Here is a 23471-nt window from a genome sequence, read left to right on the forward strand (position 1 = left end):
GAGGGGTATACTCCATGAATGATAAAGTGTTAAGGACACTGGAATATAACAAAGTAAAGGAACTTCTTGCAGGATTTGCAGCCTCAGCGCTTGGCAGATCGCGCGCAGAAAGTCTTCATCCTTCTGTGTCTCTGGAAGAAGTGGTTAGAATACAGGCGGAAACGGATGAAGCGGCAAGTATATTGAGAATTAAGGGACATGCTCCGCTGGGAGGCATTTTTGATATTCGCCCAGCTGTAAAGCGTGCGACAATCGGGGGGATGCTCAGTCCTCAGGAATTCGTCCAGGTGGCCAGCACGATTTATGCCAGCAGGCAGTTCCGGCTTTTCATGGAAGATCTTGAGGACGAAGAAATCGACTTGCCTATTTTAGCTGAAAAAATCAGCGGCATGGCGGTCCTTACTCCATTGGAGCACAAAATCAAGGCGGTCGTTGATGAAAATGGAGCTATCCTGGACTCAGCGAGTGATTCCCTAAGGCAGATCCGCTCACAAATCAGAGCCAATGAAGGACGGATCAGAGAGAAGCTTGAAAGGATGATACGCTCAAGCAACGCACAAAAAATGCTCTCTGATGCTATCATCACCATCCGGAATGACCGTTATGTAATTCCTGTGAAGCAGGAGTATCGCGGGAACTATGGAGGGATCATCCATGACACATCTTCTTCCGGACAGACTCTATTCATCGAGCCGGAAGTCATTGTTTCTCTTAACAATACGCTGCGGGAGCTGAAGCTGAAAGAAGGACAGGAAATCGAACGGATATTGACTGAGCTGACAGTGGAGGTCAGTGGATATTCGGAAGATTTGCTTGATATCGTTTCCATTCTTTCGGATATTGACTTCATGTTTACCAAAGCGAAGTATGGCAAGTCTATTAAAGCGACCAAACCCGAAATCAACGGCGATCAGGTCCTGAAGCTGAACCGGGCAAGGCATCCCATGCTTTCAATAGAAGAAGCTGTCGCCAATGATATCGAGTTAGGCAAGGATTTCAGTTCGATAGTCATTACAGGTCCGAATACCGGAGGAAAAACCGTAACCCTTAAGACGATCGGGCTTCTGACTTTGATGGCGCAGTCCGGCTTGCAGATTCCGGCTTTGGACGGCTCTACAATGGGCGTATTCCAAAATGTTTATGCCGATATTGGGGATGAACAATCAATTGAGCAAAGCTTGAGTACATTCTCTTCCCATATGGTGAATATTGTGGATATCCTTGGAAAAGTCGATCATGAAAGCCTTGTACTTTTCGATGAACTGGGAGCCGGTACAGACCCGCAAGAGGGTGCAGCCCTGGCTATTTCCATTTTGGATGAAGTGCATCAACGTGGAGCCAAGGTGGTCGCCACCACTCACTATCCGGAATTGAAAGCTTACGGCTACAATAGAGATGGTGTAATTAACGCAAGTGTCGAGTTTGATGTCGAGACATTGAGCCCGACCTATAAATTGCTGATCGGGGTTCCGGGACGAAGCAATGCTTTTGAGATATCGAAGCGATTGGGGCTGGCTGATCGAGTCATCCATCGTGCCAAGTCACATATCGGCACTGACAGTAAGGAAATTGAAAATATGATTGCGTCCCTGGAAAAAAGCAGAAAAGATGCCGAAGCGGATTATGATGAAGCGCATGAACTGTTGAAGCAGGCTGAAAAAATGCATAAAGATATTCAAAAACAAATGATGGAGTTTTATGAAAAGCGGGACAGCATGTATGAGAAAGCTGAACTGAAAGCTTCCCGCGTCGTTGAACAAGCAAAAGAAGAGGCTGAAGGCGTTATTCGTGATCTCAGGAAAATGAGGCTTGAAAAAAGCGCACAAGTAAAAGAGCATGAGTTGATTGACGCAAGGAAGAGGATAGAAGGTGCGGCGCCTGTATTAGAAAGAAGCAAGCCTCAGAAAGCTGCTGCCAAACAAAAGCGCGAGCTCCAGCCTGGAGATGAAGTCAAAGTGCTTTCATTCGATCAGAAAGGGCATCTGATTGATAAGGTTTCTAATAAGGAATGGCAGGTACAGATGGGGATCATGAAAATGAAAGTCAAAGAGAGAGACCTGGAATTCATTCAAGCAGAGAAAAAAGTGGAAACAAAACCTCTAGCCACTGTAAAAGGAAAAGACTTTCACGTCGGACTGGAACTTGACCTTCGGGGTGAAAGGTTTGAAAATGCATTGTCAAGAGTAGAAAAGTATATTGATGATGCCTTGCTTGCCGGTTATCCACGGGTTTCCATCATCCATGGTAAAGGGACAGGAGCACTTCGACAAGGTGTTCAGGAATATCTTAAGAACCACCGCTCCGTTAAACGTGTAAGGCTTGGTGAAGCAGGAGAAGGCGGCACAGGTGTTAGTGTAGTAGAGTTTAAATAAGGCTTTCTTCTACTTCTATATCAAACAATACTTTTATTGCATGCGAAATAATAACTTTAAGGGAGTTTGGGGATGGAGAACTTTTGGGAAAATGAATTTATTCAAACAGCTGGTTATTACAGTGTTGTCATACTTTTCCTCGTCTTGTTTCTTTCAATTTTTGAACTTGTGACAAAGTACAAGAATTGGGAAGAAATCCAAAAAGGGAATTTTGCCGTTGCAATGGCCACTGGCGGGAAAATATTTGGAATTGCCAATATTTTCAGGCATTCCATTGCAGAAAACGATACATTGCTGACCACCATCGGCTGGGGTGTATTCGGTTTTCTGCTGCTGTTATCCGGATACTTCATTTATGAGTTTTTGACACCAAAGTTTAAAATTGATGACGAGATTCAAAAAGACAACCGGGCGGTAGGCTTTATCTCCCTTGTCATATCTGTTGGCCTGTCTTATGTTATAGGGGCAGGAATCTCATAAGGAGAGAAACATGGAAACATTAGCGAAAGTATTACTCGGGCTTTGTGCCGGATTTATCATTGTAGGCATTATTTACTTATTCTTCTTTGTGTAAAAATATTGCTAAGAGAACAGGGCTGCTGCGGCGGCCCTGTTTTTTTATGCAAAGCTATAGGAGAAAAGATAAGTTGTCCCAGGTATGAAACGCTGAAAATATTCATAATGTGTGTAAATAGCATTTCGAATTGTAAGAGTAGTAAAGATATACTATAATAGTATAAAGAATTAAAATTTTCTAATAATTTAAAAGGGGGGAATGAATTATGGAAAGGCCATGGCTTGAATTGTATCCGGAAGAAATTAAGAAGGAACTTGATTATACACCCGCACCGCTGCAGGACTATTTGACTAAAGCGGCAGAACTTTATCCTGAAAAGTCTGCCATCCATTTTATGGGCAAAGAGATCTCTTACAGAGACCTCTATGACTCAGCCTTGAAGTTTGCCAACTATTTAAGAAGTCTGGGAATAGAAAAGGGAGACAGGGTTGCGATTATGCTGCCGAACACTCCTCAATCAGTGATTGGCTATTACGGCATTTTATACGCTGGCGGTGTTGTCGTTCAGACTAATCCACTCTATATGGAGAGAGAGCTTGAATACCAGATGAATGATTCGGGTGCGAAAGTGATCTTGACGATGGATATCCTTTTTCCAAGGGTTTCAAAAGTAATGAATGATACATCTCTCCAGCACATAATTGTAACCGCTATCAAAGATTACCTGCCGTTTCCGAAGAATCTGGTTTATCCTTTTATCCAGAAAAAACAATACGGCATCGTGGTCAAGGTGGAGCCTTCAGAGAAATTTCATCTTTTTACAGAAATTATGAAGAAATCCAGCAATGAAACGATCGACCTGCCTTTTGATTTTGAAGAAGATCTGGCATTGCTCCAGTATACAGGCGGTACGACAGGATTTCCAAAAGGTGTCATGCTCACCCATAAAAATCTTGTATCAAATGCCGCAATGTGTGACACTTGGCTGTATAAGTGTAAGAAAGGTGAAGAAATCATTTTAGGGATCCTTCCATTCTTTCATGTATATGGGATGACCACCGTAATGATCCTGTCCGTGATGCAAGGATATAAAATGGTATTGCTGCCGAAGTTTGATGTGGAAACGACGCTGAAAACCATTCAGAAACAAAAGCCGACACTATTTCCAGGTGCGCCTACCATATATATCGGTTTATTGAATCATCCGGACTTAAAAAAGTATGATTTATCTTCTGTACATTCTTGTATAAGCGGGTCAGCTCCCCTTCCGGTAGAAGTACAGCAGAAGTTTGAGGAAGTCACTGGTGGAAAGCTGGTAGAAGGATACGGGCTGACGGAATCGTCCCCTGTCACACATGCCAACTTTTTATGGGATCGCGAGCGAATGAAAGGAAGTGTTGGAATTCCATGGCCGGACACGGATTCTGCCATCTTCTCCATGGAAACGGGCGAAAAGCTCCCGCCAAATGAAATTGGGGAGATTTGTGTCAAAGGTCCTCAAGTAATGAAAGGGTATTGGAACAGGCCGGAAGAAACCGAGATGACAATGAAGGACGGCTGGCTGCTCACGGGTGACCTGGGGTATATGGATGAAAAAGGCTACTTTTATGTAGTAGACCGCAAAAAAGATATGATCATTGCTGGCGGATTTAATATCTATCCACGGGAAATTGAAGAGGTCCTCTATGAACATCCTGATGTACAGGAAGTTGTCGCTGCCGGAATCCCGGATCCATACCGTGGTGAAACCGTAAAGGCATATATTGTACTGAAAGAAAATTCAAATGCGTCAGAAGAGGAATTGGATGAATTTGTAAGAAAGCATCTTGCAGCCTATAAAGTACCGAGAATTTATGAATTCAGGGATGAGCTGCCAAAAACAGCTGTCGGCAAAATCTTGAGAAGAGCACTGGTTGATGAAGAAAAGAGTAAGTTAGATAATGATGAAAAACTTGGTTGAGGTTCATTGGCTGGAGTTAAAGATACTTCAATTTGAAACCGTATAACATTGAGGCTAGTATTCAGCCTTCTTTTTGCAAGAGAAGTGGACAAGGATTTTATTCTTGACATTTATTCTCGAGCATTTTATTATGAAAATATGAATGAATAGTCATTCAGTATTTGAAGAGGCAGGGCATGATATGAAAAGAGACAAACCGAAATATAAACAAATCATCGATGCCGCTGTAATTGTGATTGCTGAGAATGGATACCATCAGGCCCAGGTTTCAAGAATAGCGAAGCAGGCTGGAGTGGCGGATGGCACCATTTATCTTTACTTCAAAAACAAAGAAGATATATTGATCTCATTATTCAGAGAGAAAATGGGAATGTTTGTCGAAAAAATTGAAGAAGTTATAGCAGGAAAACGAACAGCGGCGGAGAAGTTATTAATGATGATAGAAAATCATTGTAAAATCTTGTCGGAAGATCACCATCTGGCTATTGTCACACAGCTTGAATTAAGGCAGTCAAACAAGGATATACGTTTGAAGGTCAATGAAGTCTTAAAAGGATATCTATCAGTAATAGATAAGATTTTGACTGAGGGAATTGATTCGGGAGAATTTTCGTCCGATCTTGATATCAGGCTGGCACGCCAGATGATCTTTGGTACAATTGACGAGATGCTTACGAACTGGGTCATGAATGAACAAAAGTATGACCTTTCATCACAAGTCCCTGCTATACATAAACTGCTGCTTAACGGCTGTGGTTCCAGGGGCTGAAGTATTTGCATAAGGAGGTAGGAAAGATGCAGTATTTGAGCTGCAAGATTGAAAGCCAAACAGCACTGATTACAATCCAGCGTCCCCCTGCAAACGCTTTGGCAAGCGATTTGATCATTGAATTGGATGCCTTGATGGATGAATTGGAGAGTAACGAAGATGTAAGAGTGCTGCTTCTGCATGGTGAAGGAAGATTCTTCTCAGCAGGCGCCGATATTAAAGAGTTTACCAAGGTCGAAAGCGGAGATGACTTCACGAAATTGTCCAAAAGGGGCCAAGACCTCTTTGAACGCATGGAGAACTTCTCTAAGCCGATCATTGCTGCAATTCATGGCGCTGCCTTAGGAGGCGGCCTTGAACTGGCAATGGGCTGCCATATCCGCCTTGCCGGTGAAAATGCCAAGCTTGGCTTGCCTGAACTTCAATTGGGACTTATTCCGGGATTTGCCGGTTCTCAGCGTTTAGCTAAGTTTGTCGGTTCAGCAAAAGCTGCCGAAATGCTGCTGACGAGTGAGCCGATAAGCGGTAAAGAAGCAGCCCGCTGCGGATTGGCAAACAGGGCCTATCCTGATGAGGAAGTTTTTGAAGAGGCAAAGAAAATGGCGTTCACAATCGCGAAGAAGAGTCCTGTCTCCATGAAAGCAGCTCTCGAATTGCTTCGTTATACTAAAGATGACCGTTTCTATGAAGGTGTCGAGCGTGAAGCGAAACTCTTCGGAGAAGTCTTCATGTCAGAAGACGGTCAAGAAGGAATCAAAGCATTTATTGAAAAACGTTCTCCTGAATTCAAGGGCAAGTAAATTAATGGCCTGCTCTTGAAACTCAGATATAGAATATTTTTTTGCTTAAAATTTTCTCAATCTTTTTAAACAATTGAAAGTTTGAACTTTTAGGAGGGAACTAGAAATGAACATCTATGTACTTATGAAAAGAACTTTCGATACTGAGGAAAGAATCAGTATTTCAAACAATCAAATCAGTGAGGATGGTGCTGAATTCATCATCAATCCTTATGATGAATATGCAATCGAAGAAGCAATCCAGGTCCGTGACGAACATGGTGGAGAAATCACTGTAGTCTCTGTTGGCAATGAAGAAGGTGAAAAACAGCTTCGCACAGCACTTGCTATGGGAGCGGATAAGGCTGTCCTCATCAACACTGAAGATGACGTAGAGAATGGTGACCAGTTCACAACTGCAAAGATTCTTTCTGAATTCCTGAAAGACAAAGAAGCAGATTTAATTCTTGCAGGTAACGTTGCGATTGACGGAGGTTCCGGACAAGTAGGTCCACGTGTAGCTGAGCAGCTTAATATCCCTTACGTTACAACAATTACAAGCCTGAAAATCGATGGAGATACCGTAACGGTTGTACGTGACGTAGAAGGTGATTCTGAGACAATCGAAACATCCCTTCCTTTGCTGGTAACGGCACAGCAAGGTTTGAACGAGCCGAGATATCCATCTCTGCCTGGAATTATGAAAGCAAAGAAAAAACCTTTAGATGAAATCGAAATTGATGATCTGGACCTTGAAGAAGAAGATGTTGAGGCGAAAACGAAAACGATTGAAATCTTCTTGCCGCCTGAGAAGGAAGCGGGCAAAATTCTTGAAGGTGAGCTTGATGATCAAGTCAAAGAACTTGTCGAGCTTCTTCATACACAAGCCAAAGTCGTTTAATAAAGCTCTTTCCGTAAAAATTGCTGCTTAGAAAGATTAGTGAAATCGTTCTAAGGAAAAAGCGCGAATGGCCTTTGTGCCGGAATTTATCCGAAAAGCAGCAATCTAAGCGGCGACAGCTTTAGTTGTAGACCAATCAACAGAACATTCACTCAGGAGGTAATCTAACATGGCAAGAAAAGTATTGGTACTTGGTGAAGTAAGAGATAATGCATTAAGAAACGTTTCCTTTGAAGCAATCGCAGCAGGCAAGACGGTTGCAGAAGGAGGAGAAGTTGTAGGAGTTTTGCTGGGCGCTTCTGTAAGCGCTTTAGGAAATGAAATGATCCAATATGGAGCTGACCGTGTCGTTGTTGTTGAAGATGAGAAGCTTGATCAATATACATCTGACGGGTATTCTCAAGCAGTAATGGCTGTAATCGAACAGGAAAATCCGGAAGGCATTGTTTTCGGGCATACTGCTTTGGGTAAAGACCTTTCTCCAAAGGTTGCCAGCAAGCTTAGCACCGGCTTGATTTCTGACGCTACAGCTCTTGAGGAGGCAGGCGGCAACCTTGTATTCACCCGCCCTATCTATTCCGGTAAGGCGTTCGAAAAGAAAATCGTTACAGATGGATTAATCTTTGCAACAATCCGGCCTAATAACATCGATCCGCTTGAGAAAGACGAATCCAGAAGTGGAGATGTTAGTTCCGTCTCAGTGGATATTAAAGATATCCGTACGGTCATCAAGGAAGTTGTCCGCAAAGCAAGCGAAGGAGTTGACCTTTCCGAAGCGAAAGTTGTCATTGCCGGCGGACGCGGAGTGAAAAGCGAAGATGGTTTTAACCCATTAAATGAGCTTGCCGATGTTTTAGGAGGTGCTGTAGGAGCTTCCCGTGGGGCATGTGATGCGGATTATTGCGACTACTCTCTTCAAATTGGGCAGACTGGTAAAGTTGTTACTCCTGATTTATATATTGCCTGCGGTATTTCTGGAGCTATCCAACATTTAGCAGGTATGTCAAACTCTAAAATCATCGTGGCAATCAATAAAGATCCGGAAGCTAACATTTTCAATGTAGCTGACTACGGAATTGTAGGCGACCTGTTTGAAGTTGTTCCTATGCTTACAGAAGAATTCAAAAAGTTAAAAGTATCTTCTTCATAAGCAACCTAAGCAGCTGCTCTCAGAGCAGCTGCTTCACTATTTGTACTTTGATTGTAAAGCTGCCGGCTAAGAGGCCGCACGGAATTTCATCGTGCTAATACGATAATATATCGACTGATTTCTTCTGGTAACACAAGGTATGCCGCTTTGTTGGAGGGCTCATTTCCTGAAAAATTTGGTTATCCAACCATGAATAAACAAGGTGATTAAGGGTAAATTACCTCCGAGGCATATTTATAGCATCATCAAAAAAACGATGATATACTGACGTTAACTTTTAAAGATAATTGGAGGCGAATATAAATGGCTATTACGAACGCAACAGATCAAACATTCACAAACGAAGTAAGTTCAGGTTTAGTACTTGCTGACTTCTGGGCACCTTGGTGCGGGCCTTGTAAAATGATTGCACCAGTCCTTGAAGAACTTGATTCTGAAATGGGCGACAAAGTAAAAATCGTCAAAGTTGACGTTGATGAAAACCAAGAAACTGCAGGAAACTATGGTGTAATGAGTATTCCTACTCTTGTAGTTCTTAAAGATGGCGAAGTTGTTGATAAAGTTATCGGCTTCCAACCAAAAGAAGCTCTTGCTGAATTACTGAACAAACATTCATAATGCTGTGAGAAATTAAAGAAACGGGCCCTTTGGCTCGTTTCTTTTTTTATGGATGATATTCACAGTGCAAATGTATTCTTTTGCCAAAGGTTCTCCTGTTGACCTTATTCGACTAATTGCCTATGATTATTGAAGAAGTTTACTGTTTTCCGTTCATTTTATAAAGGTATGGCGCAGGGGGTGAATATAAATGAACGAGATCATTTCAAATAAACTTGCACTGCTGCCGGATCAGCCGGGATGTTACCTGATGAAAGACAGGCAGGGAACAGTAATCTATGTTGGGAAAGCCAAAGTGCTGAAAAATCGTGTGAGGTCTTACTTTACGGGATCTCATGATGGAAAGACTCAAAGGCTCGTCGGTGAGATCGAGGATTTTGAATATATTGTAACATCATCCAATTTGGAAGCGCTGATTCTTGAATTGAATCTGATCAAAAAACATGATCCTAAATATAATGTCATGCTGAAAGATGATAAAAGCTATCCATTTATCAAACTGACAGCAGAGAGACATCCCAGGCTTATCATTACACGCAATGTAAAAAAAGATAAGGGCAAATATTTCGGTCCGTACCCAAATGCAGGGGCGGCAAATGAAACGAAAAAACTTCTCGACAGGATTTACCCGTTGAGAAAATGTGATAACCTGCCTGACCGGGTCTGCTTGTATTACCACTTAGGGCAATGCCTTGCACCCTGTGTCAATGAAATCGAGCAGGAAACATATAAAAAACTAACCGATGAAATATCCCGCTTCCTCAATGGCGGCTATAAAGAAATTAAGACAGAGCTTCATGAGAAAATGACAAAAGCAGCTGAAAACCTGGAATTTGAAAGAGCAAAAGAATTCAGGGATCAGATTCAGCATATTGAAGCAACGATGGAGAAGCAGACGATGACCATGACGGACTTCACCGATAGGGACATCTTCGGGTATGCTGTCGATAAAGGCTGGATGTGTGTACAGGTGTTTTTTGTCCGCCAAGGTAAGCTCATTGAGCGCGATGTTTCCATGTTCCCGATTTATGATGAACCGTCAGAGGAGTTCTTAACATATATTGGGCAGTTTTATTCGAAAACTAATCACTTCAAGCCAAAAGAAATCAATCTTCCGGAAGGAATTGATGAAACCATCGTATCCGAACTCTTGGATGTGAGAACCACCAGGCCGCAAAGAGGGCAAAAAAAACACTTGGTACAACTGGCAGGGAAAAATGCGGAGATTGCATTAAAGGAAAAGTTCTCTTTAATTGAAAGGGATGAAGAAAGAACGATTCATGCAGTTGATAAACTGGGTGAGGCAATGGGCATCTATACACCACATCGGATTGAGGCATTCGACAACTCGAACATTCAGGGGACGGACCCTGTCTCAGCTATGATTGTTTTCCTTGACGGCAAACCCGAAAAGAAGGAATATCGAAAATATAAAATAAAATCTGTAAAAGGGCCTGATGACTATGATTCCATGCGTGAAGTAGTCAGAAGAAGATATACAAGAGTATTGAAAGAAGGCTTGCCGCTTCCGGACTTGATTGTGATTGATGGTGGAAAAGGGCAGATTGGGGCAGCAAAAGAAGTGCTCGAACTGGAATTGAATCTGGATATTCCAGTAGCAGGATTGGCGAAAGATGAAAAACACCAGACCTCAGAACTCTTATATGGCGACCCGCTTGAAATTGTGCCGCTTGAGAAAAGAAGCCAGGAGTTCTATCTCCTGCAGCGAATTCAAGACGAAGTTCACCGTTTCGCGATTACTTTCCACAGGCAGCTGCGAGGTAAAACGGCTTTTTCATCCATGCTTGATGAAGTAAGTGGAATAGGTCCAAAACGAAAAAAGCAGCTGCTGAAGACGTTTGGATCAATGAAAAAAATGAAAGAAGCCGGACTTGAACAATTCATTGAAGCCGGTTTGCCGAAAGCGGCCGCCGAGGAACTGATGGAGAAGCTGAAGGAAGAGTGATTCATCTCTCCTTGTCTGAGGATCAAAAATTGCATAGTTAACTCCCCTGCTAACCTGTATTATTCAAGGCTATTGGGGGTTTTTTAATAAAATGAATTTTCTTGGGAGATTCACGGCAAGACATATTATTACAGGGGGACTTAGCTTTTATAATGGTATGATTAATGGCTAAACATGGTATTATAGCGGGGAATAGCTTTTATAATGGTATGATTTTAAGTTAGTCTAAAAAGTGGACACAAGAAAAAGGTAGTGAGTTAGAATATAACTATCATTTATAAGGACGTGTTCACATGGGAAAACATTATTCATCCGAATATAAAGAGTATGTATGTAAAATGGTCGTGGAGGAAGGAAGAAAAGCGTCAGAGGTAGCTTATGAGCTGGAGATCCCCTACACCACGATGACTAAATGGGTACAAAAGTATAAACAAGCTAAGAACAGTAAGCATGACTATGTTACGCCTTCTGAGTTTGAGAAGCTAAAAAAGCAACATGAAAAAGAGATGAAAGCCCTACAGGAGGAGAATGAGATCCTAAAAAAGGCCATGCACATCTTCACGAAAAAAACCGAGTAAAGTTCGAGTTTATTGAAGCCCATAGAGATGAACATACGGTAGTGAAGATGTGTGAAGTGTTGAAGGTATCATCTAGCGGCTTCTATAAATGGCTGGAAAGACAGGCCATTGGCGAGACGGAAAGAGAAAAACGCAAGAAGGAATTGCTTCAGAAAATTAGTAAGTCCTATCATGAAAGCCTGGGGACTTATGGAAGCCCCAGAGTACATGATGATTTAGTTGAGTGGAACTATACGGTTTCCTTGAAGACAGTTGCGCGTTACATGCAGGAACTTGGACTGAGAGCCATTCCAGAAACGAAGTTTGTGGTTACGACGGATTCCAATCACTCTCTGCCTCTATATCCAAACGTGGTGAATCGAGAATTTACTGTCGATACACCAAACAAGGTGTGGGTCGCCGATATAACGTATGTCTGGACACTTGAAGGCTGGCTTTATCTGTCATCAATCATGGACTTATTCTCAAGAAAAATTGTGGGTTGGAGCCATGGAAAGACAATGAAAAAGGAACTAACCCTGGATGCTTTAAAAATGGCTTTAGATTCAAGGAATCCTGAAGAAGGACTCATTCACCATTCCGACCGTGGATCCCAGTATTGTTCGAATGACTACATCGATTGTTTAAAGGAAAGAGACATTCAAATAAGTATGAGCCGGAAAGGAGATCCATACGACAATGCTTGTATTGAATCCTTCCACGCCACCATTAAGAAGGAGCTAATCTACCGATTCCGTTTTGACACAAGGGAACAGGCTGCCAAGGCCATTAATTTCTATATCTCTGCCCGGTATAATGAGAAGCGGAAACATTCCACTTTGGGCTATTGTTCCCCTAACAACTTTGAAAGAAAATACCAACAGGATTCCTTAGAAAAAATCTCATAAATGTACCATTTGCCTGAGTAATGAGTGATTCAAAATTGAATCACTCATTACTCAGGCCCACCAAACGAAGTGCGGTAGCCATTAAGGGTTACAAAATACCTTTTTAGATTGCCCATTTTCTTGACAGAAGTCCAGATTAATGGCTAAACATGGTATTACAGCGGGGAATAGCTTTTATAATGGTATGATTAATGGCTAAACATGGTATTACAGCGGGGAATAGCTTTTATAATGGTATGATTAATGGCTAAACATGGTATTACAGCGGAGATCAGCTTTTATAATGGTATGATTAATGGCTAAACAAGGTATTATAGCGGGAAATAGCTTTTATAATGGTATGATTAATGGCTAAACAAGGTATTATAGCGGGAAATAGCTTTTATAATGGTATGATTAATGGCTAAACAAGGTATTATAGCGGGAATCAGCTTTTATAATGGTATGATTAATGGCTAAACAAGGTATTACAGCGGGGAATAGCTTTTATAATGGTATGATTAATGGCTAAACATGGTATTACAGCGGGAAATAGCTTTTATAGTGGTATGATTAATGCCTAAACATTGTATTATAGCAGGATTTACCTTTTATTATGGAATGATTATAGCCTAAACACATTATAAGAGCCTGGAATGTCTTTGTATATTATGCATCTTATCCAAGTAAGCCCATTACCTCGTTGGCAAGTGAAAGAATTAAACGAAATAGAAAATCTTATAATTGTCACGATTTTTAATATGTGTTAAAATGAATGAAAATTTTATAAAAATTATCACTTTTATACAAGTGGTGGTAGAGGTGCGGAATTCCATCAGTACAAGCTTCGAGGAGTATGAGCTCTTAAGACAGGCTTTGAAAGGGGGATCCGCCGAAGTGGAGACAGGCTCATGGCTGTTTTCTCTGGTTCTGTATTTAATAGATGCAGGATTGTCAAGATTAACAGTCTTGGAGAGCTATCTCACGTGGAACCTGCATAAGTTTGCGTTTTCACAGGCAATGAGATATTTCTCATTGCCTTTTTTAATGAGGTTGTTTTTTGAAATAGGCCGTTATTCTTGAACTGATTCTTTACTTAGCGTAATGGAAATGACCAAAACCAGATAGGAAATGAGGACGAGAATGTGGGACTGATTGTTCAAAAGTTTGGAGGTACCTCTGTCGGAGATATTGAAAGAATCAAAAATGTTGCCGGCCGGGTTAGAGAAGAGAGGGACAGAGGCAATGATGTAGTCGTCGTTGTGTCGGCAATGGGAAAAACGACAGATGGGCTCGTTGATTTAGCCTATCAAGCTTCATCAAAGCCGAGCAAACGGGAAATGGATATGATCCTGACAACAGGTGAACAGATAACAATATCACTGCTTTCAATGGCTCTTTTGGATACAGGATATGAAGCTGTCTCCATGACAGGCTGGCAGGCTGGACTTGAGACCGAGAACATACACGGGAATGCCCGGATTACAAATATCAATACCGACCGGATCAAGAAGAACCTGGAAGAAAACCGGATTGTGGTAGTGGCTGGTTTCCAGGGACTTGCAGAGGGTGGGGAAATCACCACATTGGGCCGCGGAGGGTCCGATACTACAGCAGTTGCTCTTGCTGCCGCTTTGGGAGCAGACAGATGTGATATTTATACAGATGTGGATGGAGTGTACACTTCAGATCCACGTTATGTGAAGAATGCCAGGAAACTTGCATCAGTAGCTTATGATGAGATGCTTGAACTGGCTAATCTCGGTGCGGGAGTACTGCATCCGCGAGCTGTCGAATTTGCAAAGAATTACGGTGTCCCTCTGGAAGTAAGGTCCAGTATGGAAAAAGAGAAAGGCACGATTATTGAGGAGGAAGTATCTATGGAAAAAGGATTGATTGTGCGTGGAGTCGCTTTTGAAGAGGAAATCATCAGAATGACAGTACTGGGGCTGCAAAATGAAATAACCAGCCTTTCTTCCATATTCTCTACTCTTGCCAAACATCATATCAATGTTGATATTATCATTCAGAGTAAAACTGAAACAGGAAGCATTAACTTATCGTTTTCCATTAAAAAAGGTGATTTGGAAGACGCGATGGAGGTATTGCAGAACAATAAAGATTCACTTGGTTTCAGCAGCATAGAACACGAGAGCGGTCTGGCCAAGGTGTCCATCGTCGGTTCCGGCATGATTTCCAACCCGGGGGTAGCTGCCCAAATGTTTGAAGTTCTGGCTAGTAATGAAATTCCGATCAAGATGGTCAGTACATCGGAGATCAAAGTGTCTGCTGTCGTAGATGAAGAACTAATGCTTAAAGCAGCCGAGGTTCTGCATTCAGAGTTTAATCTGGATAAGTCAGATGTGCCCGAAAAGGTTTCGGCACGTTAATAAAAAGGGGCTTCCCTGCCGGATAACAGGGAAGCTTTTTTAAGGTTCAATCGTATCTTTTAAATCAGTCCGTACAATAATTTTGACTGTCTTCGATCTCTTATGAATTTCTTCAGCCGCTTCTGTGACAGCTTTCTTTTGATTCTGTACCTGTTCCGCGAGAAAGCCTGCTTCCATTTTGAAGGAAATATCAGTCTTCAATGCCAGCCTTCTTTCAATGAACGGTCCGGATAATGTATAGATTTGCTCAGCTTTTTTTTCATCCGTTAGGTCAAGCTTACCCCATCCGGCTTCAAGGCAGAATGCTTCCATTTCTTCAAATGAAACCAGCGGAAACTTTCGTGCCAGGCTTTTTCCGCCCCAGTATAGAATATCGGTTGTATGTTTTCCAAGAATTTCAGGCAGCAGAATATCCCTCATTAGCTCATATCCAAATAAAGGAACGGTTTCCATTTTCCCTGCTATCTTCTCTTTGCTGCTATCCAAAGTAATCCCCTCTTTCTATAAGGCTCTCATTATTCAGGAACTGATAAGAGAGTTATCTATCTGATTATTTTCCACAGTTTCACTTAGTTATTCATTCAATGGGTATTGGGTTAGAATTTTTTCCAGTCCGTAAACTCTGTTATTAATCTATTAAAACATGAAGGATGCAAAATATAAATTGATTATATAAAAAATGTATAGATGGAATGTTTTATCGACATAATGTTTGTGACTATTCACCCTGCAGCTTTTGTTGGCAGACAGTACATTTATCTCCCGTATGACTCTGTTTTTCAGGTCTGAGAGTATTATCAATATATTAAAAATATTTTTGCGCTATCACCTAATTTTATGTATACGTTTTCTTGACGCTTTACTAACATGGGAGTAAAATGGACATGTCACATTTTTGTTATAATATGAAAATTTGCAGAAGGTTTATACCTTAAATATTATTGGCAAGTTCTTTTACATGCATTTTTTCATCACTAAGGGGGGTATATCATGGCTGGAAATCGTGAGTTTAATTATCGCAGGCTTCATTCATTACTAGGTGTTATTCCAGTAGGGATATTCTTAATTCAACATTTAGTAGTCAACCACTTTGCTACGCGCGGAGAAGAAGCATTTAACAGTGCTGCACACTTTATGGAGAGTTTACCTTTCCGGATCGTACTTGAAACATTTATCATCTTTCTTCCATTGTTGTTTCATGCTATTTATGGTTTATATATAGCCTTTACAGCAAAGAACAATGTAAGTAAATACGGTTATTTCCGTAACTGGATGTTCTTGCTTCAGCGTATATCTGGTGTGATCACGCTGATCTTCATCACGTGGCACGTATGGGAAACAAGGGTAGCGGCTGCATTCGGATCTGAAGTTAATTTTCAAATGATGGAAAATATTCTATCTAATCCGTTTATGATGGGCTTCTATATTATCGGAGTTATCTCTACTATCTTCCACTTTGCTAACGGATTGTGGTCTTTCCTTGTGAGCTGGGGAATTACAGTTTCTCCTCGTTCCCAAGTAATCGCTACTTATGTTACAATCGGTATTTTCGTTGCTCTATCCATCGTTGGAATCAGAGCATTATACGCTTTCGTTTAATTCTTAATTCAATTTTAAATAATACTAGACTGGATATTGGTATTTTCGTAGGAAAAGGAGTGAGTCTCGATGAGTAAAGGAAAAATCATCGTTGTCGGCGGCGGTTTGGCCGGCTTGATGGCTACAATAAAAGCAGCAGAAGCAGGAGCGCCAGTAGATTTATTTTCATTAGTGCCTGTTAAGCGTTCTCACTCAGTATGTGCACAAGGCGGCATTAATGGTGCAGTAAACACTAAAGGGGAAGGAGATTCTCCTTGGGAACACTTTGATGATACGGTATACGGAGGAGACTTCCTTGCGAACCAGCCTCCTGTTAAGGCAATGACAGAGGCTGCGCCTGGGATCATTCACTTGCTTGACCGTATGGGCGTAATGTTCAACCGTACGCCGGAAGGACTTTTGGACTTCCGCCGTTTTGGAGGAACTCAGCATCACCGTACAGCTTTTGCGGGTGCAACGACTGGACAGCAGCTTTTATATGCTCTTGATGAGCAAGTGCGCCGCCATGAGGTTGCGGGGCTCGTAAACAAATACGAAGGATGGGAATTCCTTGGTGTCATGGTCGATGATGAAGGGGTTGCCCGCGGAATCGTAGCACAAGACCTGAAAACAATGGAAATCAAATCATTCCCTGCAGATGCAGTCATCATGGCAACAGGGGGACCTGGAATTATCTTCGGTAAATCCACGAACTCTGTTATCAATACAGGTTCTGCTGCATCAATCGTTTATCAGCAGGGTGCATACTATGCAAACGGAGAATTCATCCAAATTCACCCAACGGCTATTCCGGGAGACGATAAGCTTCGCCTCATGAGTGAATCGGCTCGTGGAGAAGGCGGACGTGTCTGGACTTATAAAGACGGTAAACCTTGGTATTTCCTTGAGGAGAAATATCCTGCATACGGAAACCTTGTACCGCGTGATATCGCAACACGTGAAATTTTCGATGTCTGCGTTAACCAAAAGCTCGGTATCAACGGAGAAAACATGGTATACCTTGACCTTTCACATAAGGATCCTAAAGAGCTTGATATCAAGCTTGGCGGTATCATTGAAATCTATGAGAAGTTCATGGGTGATGACCCTCGTAAGGTCCCTATGAAAATTTTCCCTGCCGTTCACTATTCTATGGGTGGCCTGTGGGTAGATTATGATCAAATGACAAATATTCCAGGATTATTCGCTGCTGGAGAATGTGATTATTCACAGCACGGCGGTAACCGACTTGGAGCAAACTCCCTGCTGTCTGCCATCTATGGCGGTATGGTAGCGGGGCCTAACGCAATCAAGTACATGAATGGTCTTGAGAAGAGCGTGGATGAGCTTCCTTCTTCATTATTTGAGCGTTATGTTCAACAGGAAGAAGAAAAATGGAATGAAATCCTTTCAATGGACGGAACTGAAAATGCATATGTCATTCATAAAGAGCTTGGTGAATGGATGACTGATAACGTAACGGTTGTTCGTTACAATGATAAGCTTAAAGAAACAGATGCAAAGATCCTTGAGTTGATGGAGCGTTACAAAAACATCAATATCAACGATACTCAAAAATGGAGCAACCAGGGTGCGATGTTCACTCGCCAGCTTGGCAACATGCTTCAGCTTGCACGTGTTATCACAATCGGAGCCCTAAATCGTGATGAAAGCCGCGGTGCGCATTATAAACCGGATTTCCCTGATCGTAATGATGAGGACTTCCTGAAGACGACAATGGCAAAATACAATGCTGAAACCAATACGCCTGAATTCCACTATGAAGAGGTGGATACGTCTTTAATCCCGCCGCGTAAACGTGACTATACTAAGAAAAAAGGGGGTAAATAAAGATGAGTGAAAATAAAACAGTCCGCTTTATCATTACTCGTCAAGACGGCCCTGACACTGAACCATATACAGAAGAATTCGAGCTTGGTTACCGCCCGAACATGAACGTCATTTCTGCCCTGATGGAAATTCGCAGAAATCCTGTAAATGTAAAAGGTGAAAAAACCACTCCAATCAATTGGGACATGAACTGCCTGGAGGAAGTTTGCGGAGCATGCTCAATGGTCATCAACGGAAAGCCGCGTCAATCTTGTACGGCTCTAGTCGACAAGCTTGAACAGCCAATCCGTTTGGCTCCAATGAAGACATTCCCTGTTGTGCGTGATCTGATTGTTGACCGCAGCAGAATGTTTGATTCATTGAAAAAGGTTAAAGCATGGGTGCCAATCGATGGAACTTATGACCTTGGACCTGGGCCTCGTATGCCTGAGAAAAAGCGTCAATGGGCTTACGAACTTTCTAAATGTATGACTTGCGGTGTATGTCTTGAAGCTTGTCCGAATGTGAACTCTAAATCAGACTTCATCGGACCTGCTCCATTATCCCAAGTCCGCTTATTCAATGCCCATCCAACTGGTGCAATGAATAAAGACGAGCGTCTGGAAACAATCATGGGAGACGGTGGACTTGCGAACTGTGGTAACTCACAGAACTGTGTACAGTCTTGCCCTAAAGGGATTCCATTGACAACTTCCATCGCGGCGCTTAACCGTGATACATCTTTCCAAATGTTCAAGAACTTCTTCGGAAGCGACAATATGGTTTGATTTTAAAGATCCAACACCCGCAGGCTATAGAGCTTGCGGTTTTTTTTGTAATTTTTGTCTGTTTTACGGCTCTCTGGCAAGCGAAGGACATGAACCTGGGGGAAAACGAAAATCATGTCCCTCGCTTGAGAGGCGAAGGGCATGAACCTGGGGGAAAACGAAAATGATGCCCCTCGCTTGGGGAGCGAAGGGCATGAACCTGGGGGAAAACGAAAATGATGTCCCTCGCATGGGAGGCGAAGGACATGAACCTGGGGGAAAACGAAAATGATGCCCCTCGCTTGGGAAGCGAAGGACATGAGCCTGGGGGAAAACGAAAATGATGTCCCTCGCTTGGGAAGCGAAGACAAGAAACCGAGGGCAATCGAAAATGACACCTCTCGTCCAATAGTGAATAGCCAAAAACAGTAGATGAAAATGCATCTATTCCAACTTAATCCAGGAACCAACCCAAAAATCCTTTCTTCTTAAACCATAAAAATATATAATAGTAAGAAAAGAATGAACATTCATTCATTTCATCAAGAGATGAAGAAAAGAACTTATAACAAGTACAGGAGGCGCAAAAATATGAGAATTACATATATTGAAAATATGGAACAGTGGAAAGATCAATTTGACTTTAATATTGACATTAAAGTCAGATTTTCTGAAACGGATATGTTTGGCCATTTAAACAATACAGTTCCATTCACTTATTTTGAAGAAGCAAGGATTGAATTTTTTAAAAGCAAGGGCTTTATGCAGGATTGGGTACGGCCTGATCATGAAACGATTCCAGTTGTAGCCGATCTTCAATGTGATTTTCTGCGGCAAGTATTTTTCGATCAGACAATAAGGGTATTTGTTAATGCGAATAAGGTTGGATCTTCTTCGGTCGACCTTCATTATATGGGAATGGATGAACGTGATAGAGTTTGCTTTACAGGCAGAGGAACGATGGTGCAAATTTCAAAAAAGACAGGAAAGGGAGTACCTTGGACGGAAGAAATGAGATCTAAAATGACAAACCGCATCAGCATGTCCAAAAGTACTTAAGATGACGGCCGGTAACTGAGTGATGGATCGTGGGAAACCCAATGTCTGCAGATAAAAAAATAACCTTGCCTATTTTGTTATTTAAAGCCTCCTCTATGTCACTCTAAACCAATGCTTCACATATGATATCGTGACGACCGACAATACCCATCCCCGCGGTTTAAAGCTGGCGAAGGCAAGGAGGGTTACCATAATTGAAGGACAATGAATTTACACACAAACCGTTGCTTACCAAAAGAGAAAAAGAAGTATTCGAGCTGTTAGTCCAGGACAAAACGACTAAAGAGATCGCTGGTGAACTTTTCATCAGTGAGAAGACAGTTCGGAACCATATTTCCAACGCCATGCAAAAGCTTGGAGTGAAGGGGCGTTCTCAAGCTGTTGTAGAGCTTCTTCGCATGGGGGAACTCAAGCTTTAAAAATTACCGGCTGCCTGAGAGGACAGCCGGTTTTAATTATAAGCGGGTTTTCCTTCATTTTCGCGGCTGGAAAAGTCAGAGAATATTATGGCGAAATCAGCAATAATAAGGGCAATTAGAAATTACCTTGTAAAAGTTACTTGAAAAATGTCGAAAAAAAGGCGACAATGCTATGTATATAGCTATGTACGAAAAGGTATTGATAGGGAGTGGCATGCAATGAACAATAAATCGCCTGATATGGAAATCTTTGCAGATATTGAAAAAGACCTGCGTTACATATCATCAATTATTAAGCAAAAAGGAAGAGAAATATTAAGCCAATATTCAATTACACCTCCACAATTTGTAGCTTTGCAATGGCTTTTTGAGGCTGGGGATATGACGATCGGCGAACTATCCAATAAAATGTTTCTGGCCTGCAGCACTACAACGGACCTTGTGGACAGAATGGAGAAAACGGAATTGGTCGAAAGAGTGAAAGACAGTAAGGACCGCCGCGTGGTAAGGATTCACCTTCTTCAAGAAGGGGAAAGAATCATTGAAGAGGTAATTGAGAAACGCCAGCAGTACTTACAGGAGGTCCTGAAAGATTTCTCGCCGGACGAAATCAAAACACTGAACGCTAATCTATCTAAACTGCATCAAGAAATGAAATGAAAAATGAGGGAGATTTGTGAATCAGCCTATAGGAATAATTGACTCGGGAGTTGGAGGGCTGACGGTGGCTAAAGAGGTCATGCGCCAGCTTCCCAACGAGACGATTTATTATTTAGGAGATACGGCCAGGTGCCCATACGGACCAAGATCGGCAGAAGAGGTCAAGAAGTTCACTTGGGAAATGGCGGCCTGCCTGATGAATTATAATATCAAAATGCTTGTCATAGCATGTAATACAGCGACAGCGGTGGTTTTGGAAGAGCTTCAGGACATGCTCCCTGTACCTGTCATAGGCGTTATTCAGCCGGGTGCCCGTGCGGCCCTGAAACACAGTGAAAATGGCAGAATAGGTGTTTTAGGGACAGTTGGAACGGTGAATAGTAAAGCATATGATAAAGCGATTCATTCCATTAATGATACGATTGAAGTGACATCGCTGGCCTGCCCTAAATTTGTGCCGCTTGTGGAAAGTGCAGAATATGAAAGCAGGTGGGCTGTCGAAATTGTCACTGAAACACTGGCCTCTGTGAAAAATGAACCAATTGACACTTTGATTCTGGGGTGCACCCACTATCCTTTGCTTCAGAAAATCATACAAGATGTTGTGGGGCCAAAAGTAACCGTGATAAATTCTGGTGATGAAACAGCCCGGGAAGTCAGTGCAATCCTTGACTACCAGGGGATGTTAAACAAAAGCAGAAGCAAACCCGAGCATTCTTTTTTTACAACAGGTTCAACAGGAATGTTCTCAAAAATTGCCCAAGACTGGCTGCAATTGAATAACATAGAAACCCAAACCATCCTGCTCGGGAAGTGATTCCTGGTTGGATGGTTTTTTATTTCGGCACTTCACAAACAGTTGTTGGTTGCTGATGACGGCATTGCCCCCCTTTTTAGTCCACTTAATATGAGCTAATAATCCAAATTGTTTCATAGGAAAAAAAGAAGACCAAAAAATTCTATCATTTTTTCGGTCTAAATCTGAAAAGGGCTCGTATACATATAGTACAAACTGTCTGAGGAGGGTTCCCCTATGTCAAAGAAAACAAAGGCTGCAATTGTACTTACTGTGTTAACTTCATCCGTTTACCTGTCTGGGTGCGGATTGCTGGGTGGCGGAGAAAAAGCTAAAATCGATCCGCCAGGAGATGTATCATATTTAGAAGAAGGTGAAAAGGTAGATGTTGCAACTGAAAACAGCGAAGGAGAAGTGACTTCCTCCACATCTACAGAAGAAGAAGCAGCAAGTGTGATGACTGAATTATACTTGATAGATTCAAACGGCTACGTCGTCTCACAAACCCTGGCACTGCCTAATACGGAAAGTATTGCAAAACAATCATTAGAATACCTTGTAAAAGACGGCCCTGTTGAGCAGATGCTGCCAAATGGATTCAGGTCAGTTCTTCCAGCAGGTACACAGGTCAGCGTTAATATTAAGGATGGAACAGCAATTGCTGATTTTTCAAGTGAGTTTCAGAATTATCAGCCGGAAGATGAACTGAAAATCCTTCAGGCGGTTACCTGGACTTTGACTCAATTCGAGTCAGTTGAAAAGGTAGAGCTTCGCGTGAATGGCTATGAGCTGACTGAAATGCCAGTAGGAGGCACTCCTATTGACGAAAAAGGCCTTACCAGAAAAGTCGGCATTAACGTAGATACTTCAGGGATTACTGATTTGACAGACACTCATCCTGTAACCGTCTATTTTGTTTCTCAAAAAGGTGACAATACCTATTATGTGCCGGTTACCAAAAGGGTCAGCAATAAAATCGATAACAAAATTGAGGCAGTTGTACAGCAGCTTGTGGAAGGACCAGGATATCAAAAGAACCTTCTCAGCGATTTTACAGGTGTAGCCCTGCTTGATGAACCGACTGTAAAAGATAAGACAGTAACTCTTAACTTCAATGAAGGGGTCTATGGCAGTTTTGAAGAAAAAATTGTGTCTGAACACTTTATGAATTCACTTGTTCTCTCGCTTACAGAACAGGATGGAATAGAAAGTGTGGCTGTAATGGTCAATGGTGAAGGTGAACTGGTGAATGATAAAGGAGAAACGCTGAGTGAACCGGTAACCCGTCCTGAAAATGTAAATACAATTGGTTTTTAATAAGGTGATTTTTGATATACTATAGGTAATTAAGGTGAGAGGCAGCTTAAACTGCCTCTTCTCTTTTTGTCAGTATGAATGCTGGTGAATGGAGTTTCGGTAACGGCAGGTTGACTATACATATATTGCTAAACGAGGTGGATGAAGTGGGCAAGAAGATTATTATTGCTACTAAGAAT

The 23471-nt window shown here is 42.0% G+C and carries 22 protein-coding genes and 1 riboswitch; of the genes, 21 read left to right on the forward strand and 1 reads right to left on the reverse strand.

Annotation, left to right across the window (positions count from 1 at the left end):
* Window positions 1-14: 14 nt before the first annotated feature.
* The 12 genes from M1E09_RS05280 (at window position 15) to M1E09_RS05335 (ending at window position 14866) form a co-directional block, all read left to right on the forward strand.
* A complete protein-coding gene (locus M1E09_RS05280) occupies window positions 15-2372 on the forward strand; it encodes an endonuclease MutS2 (RefSeq protein ID WP_456273812.1) in 2358 nt (785 codons plus the stop codon).
* A gap of 72 nt (window positions 2373-2444) precedes the next feature.
* Window positions 2445-2852 carry a DUF350 domain-containing protein gene (locus tag M1E09_RS05285; protein ID WP_456273813.1) on the forward strand — a complete coding sequence of 136 codons (408 nt, stop codon included), beginning with the start codon at window positions 2445-2447 and terminating at the stop codon, window positions 2850-2852.
* Window positions 2853-3154: 302 nt separating this feature from the next.
* A complete protein-coding gene (locus tag M1E09_RS05290) occupies window positions 3155-4849 on the forward strand; it encodes a long-chain-fatty-acid--CoA ligase (protein ID WP_456273814.1) in 1695 nt (564 codons plus the stop codon).
* A gap of 181 nt (window positions 4850-5030) precedes the next feature.
* Window positions 5031-5618, forward strand: a complete 588-nt coding sequence (locus tag M1E09_RS05295) for a TetR/AcrR family transcriptional regulator (protein ID WP_456273815.1) — start codon at window positions 5031-5033, stop codon at window positions 5616-5618.
* A gap of 26 nt (window positions 5619-5644) precedes the next feature.
* Complete coding sequence (locus M1E09_RS05300; protein WP_456273816.1) at window positions 5645-6418, forward strand: enoyl-CoA hydratase; 774 nt, start codon at window positions 5645-5647, stop codon at window positions 6416-6418.
* Between the two features lie 106 nt (window positions 6419-6524).
* Window positions 6525-7298, forward strand: coding sequence for an electron transfer flavoprotein subunit beta/FixA family protein (locus M1E09_RS05305; protein WP_456273817.1), 774 nt, complete (start codon window positions 6525-6527; stop codon window positions 7296-7298).
* A 169-nt stretch (window positions 7299-7467) separates the two neighbouring features.
* Entirely contained in the window at window positions 7468-8448 is a 981-nt protein-coding gene (locus M1E09_RS05310; protein WP_456273818.1) for an electron transfer flavoprotein subunit alpha/FixB family protein, read from the forward strand.
* Window positions 8449-8751: 303 nt separating this feature from the next.
* Complete coding sequence (trxA, locus tag M1E09_RS05315) at window positions 8752-9066, forward strand: thioredoxin (protein ID WP_456273819.1); 315 nt, start codon at window positions 8752-8754, stop codon at window positions 9064-9066.
* Between the two features lie 190 nt (window positions 9067-9256).
* Window positions 9257-11032 carry an excinuclease ABC subunit UvrC gene (gene uvrC / locus M1E09_RS05320; RefSeq protein WP_456273820.1) on the forward strand — a complete coding sequence of 592 codons (1776 nt, stop codon included), beginning with the start codon at window positions 9257-9259 and terminating at the stop codon, window positions 11030-11032.
* A gap of 293 nt (window positions 11033-11325) precedes the next feature.
* Window positions 11326-11610, forward strand: coding sequence for a transposase (locus tag M1E09_RS05325; RefSeq protein WP_456273821.1), 285 nt, complete (start codon window positions 11326-11328; stop codon window positions 11608-11610).
* Window positions 11611-11621: 11 nt separating this feature from the next.
* On the forward strand, window positions 11622-12497 hold the full coding sequence (locus M1E09_RS05330) for an IS3 family transposase (protein WP_456274906.1): 876 nt from the start codon (window positions 11622-11624) through the stop codon (window positions 12495-12497).
* Window positions 12498-13285: 788 nt separating this feature from the next.
* Window positions 13286-13464, forward strand: a riboswitch (Lysine riboswitch).
* 157 nt (window positions 13465-13621) lie between these two features.
* Entirely contained in the window at window positions 13622-14866 is a 1245-nt protein-coding gene (locus M1E09_RS05335; RefSeq protein WP_456273822.1) for an aspartate kinase, read from the forward strand.
* A gap of 39 nt (window positions 14867-14905) precedes the next feature.
* Here the strand turns inward: M1E09_RS05335 and M1E09_RS05340 are convergent, their stop codons facing one another.
* A complete protein-coding gene (locus tag M1E09_RS05340) occupies window positions 14906-15352 on the reverse strand; it encodes a YslB family protein (RefSeq protein WP_456273823.1) in 447 nt (148 codons plus the stop codon).
* Window positions 15353-15856: 504 nt separating this feature from the next.
* On the opposite strand from M1E09_RS05340, the gene M1E09_RS05345 reads away from it, so the two are divergent.
* The 9 genes from M1E09_RS05345 (at window position 15857) to M1E09_RS05385 (ending at window position 23292) form a co-directional block, all read left to right on the forward strand.
* Window positions 15857-16465, forward strand: a complete 609-nt coding sequence (locus tag M1E09_RS05345; RefSeq protein WP_456273824.1) for a succinate dehydrogenase cytochrome b558 subunit — start codon at window positions 15857-15859, stop codon at window positions 16463-16465.
* A gap of 69 nt (window positions 16466-16534) precedes the next feature.
* Window positions 16535-18295, forward strand: coding sequence for a succinate dehydrogenase flavoprotein subunit (sdhA, locus tag M1E09_RS05350; protein ID WP_456273825.1), 1761 nt, complete (start codon window positions 16535-16537; stop codon window positions 18293-18295).
* A gap of 2 nt (window positions 18296-18297) precedes the next feature.
* Window positions 18298-19062 carry a succinate dehydrogenase iron-sulfur subunit gene (gene sdhB / locus M1E09_RS05355; RefSeq protein WP_456273826.1) on the forward strand — a complete coding sequence of 255 codons (765 nt, stop codon included), beginning with the start codon at window positions 18298-18300 and terminating at the stop codon, window positions 19060-19062.
* A 267-nt stretch (window positions 19063-19329) separates the two neighbouring features.
* The gene (locus M1E09_RS05360; RefSeq protein ID WP_456273827.1) at window positions 19330-19473 is read left to right on the forward strand and encodes a hypothetical protein; all 144 of its coding nucleotides are present in this window, start codon (window positions 19330-19332) and stop codon (window positions 19471-19473) included.
* Window positions 19474-19632: 159 nt separating this feature from the next.
* A complete protein-coding gene (locus tag M1E09_RS05365; protein ID WP_456273828.1) occupies window positions 19633-20100 on the forward strand; it encodes an acyl-CoA thioesterase in 468 nt (155 codons plus the stop codon).
* A 194-nt stretch (window positions 20101-20294) separates the two neighbouring features.
* Window positions 20295-20519, forward strand: a complete 225-nt coding sequence (locus M1E09_RS05370; protein ID WP_006838260.1) for a helix-turn-helix domain-containing protein — start codon at window positions 20295-20297, stop codon at window positions 20517-20519.
* Between the two features lie 219 nt (window positions 20520-20738).
* Window positions 20739-21179, forward strand: coding sequence for a MarR family winged helix-turn-helix transcriptional regulator (locus M1E09_RS05375; RefSeq protein ID WP_456273829.1), 441 nt, complete (start codon window positions 20739-20741; stop codon window positions 21177-21179).
* A gap of 16 nt (window positions 21180-21195) precedes the next feature.
* Entirely contained in the window at window positions 21196-21996 is an 801-nt protein-coding gene (gene racE / locus M1E09_RS05380) for a glutamate racemase (RefSeq protein ID WP_456273830.1), read from the forward strand.
* A gap of 216 nt (window positions 21997-22212) precedes the next feature.
* A complete protein-coding gene (locus M1E09_RS05385) occupies window positions 22213-23292 on the forward strand; it encodes a GerMN domain-containing protein (RefSeq protein ID WP_456273831.1) in 1080 nt (359 codons plus the stop codon).
* The last annotated feature ends 179 nt before the right edge of the window (window positions 23293-23471 follow it).

Source organism: Bacillus sp. AK031 (assembly GCF_053903065.1).

Excerpts from the sequence above, each read along its gene's own strand:
- M1E09_RS05280 (WP_456273812.1), top strand. The coding sequence starts at position 15 with ATGAATGATAAAGTGTTAAGGACACTGGAATATAACAAAGTAAAGGAA.
- M1E09_RS05285 (WP_456273813.1), top strand. The coding sequence starts at position 2,445 with ATGGAGAACTTTTGGGAAAATGAATTTATTCAAACAGCTGGTTATTAC.
- M1E09_RS05290 (WP_456273814.1), top strand. The coding sequence starts at position 3,155 with ATGGAAAGGCCATGGCTTGAATTGTATCCGGAAGAAATTAAGAAGGAA.
- M1E09_RS05295 (WP_456273815.1), top strand. The coding sequence starts at position 5,031 with ATGAAAAGAGACAAACCGAAATATAAACAAATCATCGATGCCGCTGTA.
- M1E09_RS05300 (WP_456273816.1), top strand. The coding sequence starts at position 5,645 with ATGCAGTATTTGAGCTGCAAGATTGAAAGCCAAACAGCACTGATTACA.
- M1E09_RS05305 (WP_456273817.1), top strand. The coding sequence starts at position 6,525 with ATGAACATCTATGTACTTATGAAAAGAACTTTCGATACTGAGGAAAGA.
- M1E09_RS05310 (WP_456273818.1), top strand. The coding sequence starts at position 7,468 with ATGGCAAGAAAAGTATTGGTACTTGGTGAAGTAAGAGATAATGCATTA.
- trxA (WP_456273819.1), top strand. The coding sequence starts at position 8,752 with ATGGCTATTACGAACGCAACAGATCAAACATTCACAAACGAAGTAAGT.
- uvrC (WP_456273820.1), top strand. The coding sequence starts at position 9,257 with ATGAACGAGATCATTTCAAATAAACTTGCACTGCTGCCGGATCAGCCG.
- M1E09_RS05325 (WP_456273821.1), top strand. The coding sequence starts at position 11,326 with ATGGGAAAACATTATTCATCCGAATATAAAGAGTATGTATGTAAAATG.
- M1E09_RS05345 (WP_456273824.1), top strand. The coding sequence starts at position 15,857 with ATGGCTGGAAATCGTGAGTTTAATTATCGCAGGCTTCATTCATTACTA.
- sdhA (WP_456273825.1), top strand. The coding sequence starts at position 16,535 with ATGAGTAAAGGAAAAATCATCGTTGTCGGCGGCGGTTTGGCCGGCTTG.
- sdhB (WP_456273826.1), top strand. The coding sequence starts at position 18,298 with ATGAGTGAAAATAAAACAGTCCGCTTTATCATTACTCGTCAAGACGGC.
- M1E09_RS05360 (WP_456273827.1), top strand. The coding sequence starts at position 19,330 with ATGATGCCCCTCGCTTGGGAAGCGAAGGACATGAGCCTGGGGGAAAAC.
- M1E09_RS05365 (WP_456273828.1), top strand. The coding sequence starts at position 19,633 with ATGAGAATTACATATATTGAAAATATGGAACAGTGGAAAGATCAATTT.
- M1E09_RS05375 (WP_456273829.1), top strand. The coding sequence starts at position 20,739 with ATGAACAATAAATCGCCTGATATGGAAATCTTTGCAGATATTGAAAAA.
- M1E09_RS05385 (WP_456273831.1), top strand. The coding sequence starts at position 22,213 with ATGTCAAAGAAAACAAAGGCTGCAATTGTACTTACTGTGTTAACTTCA.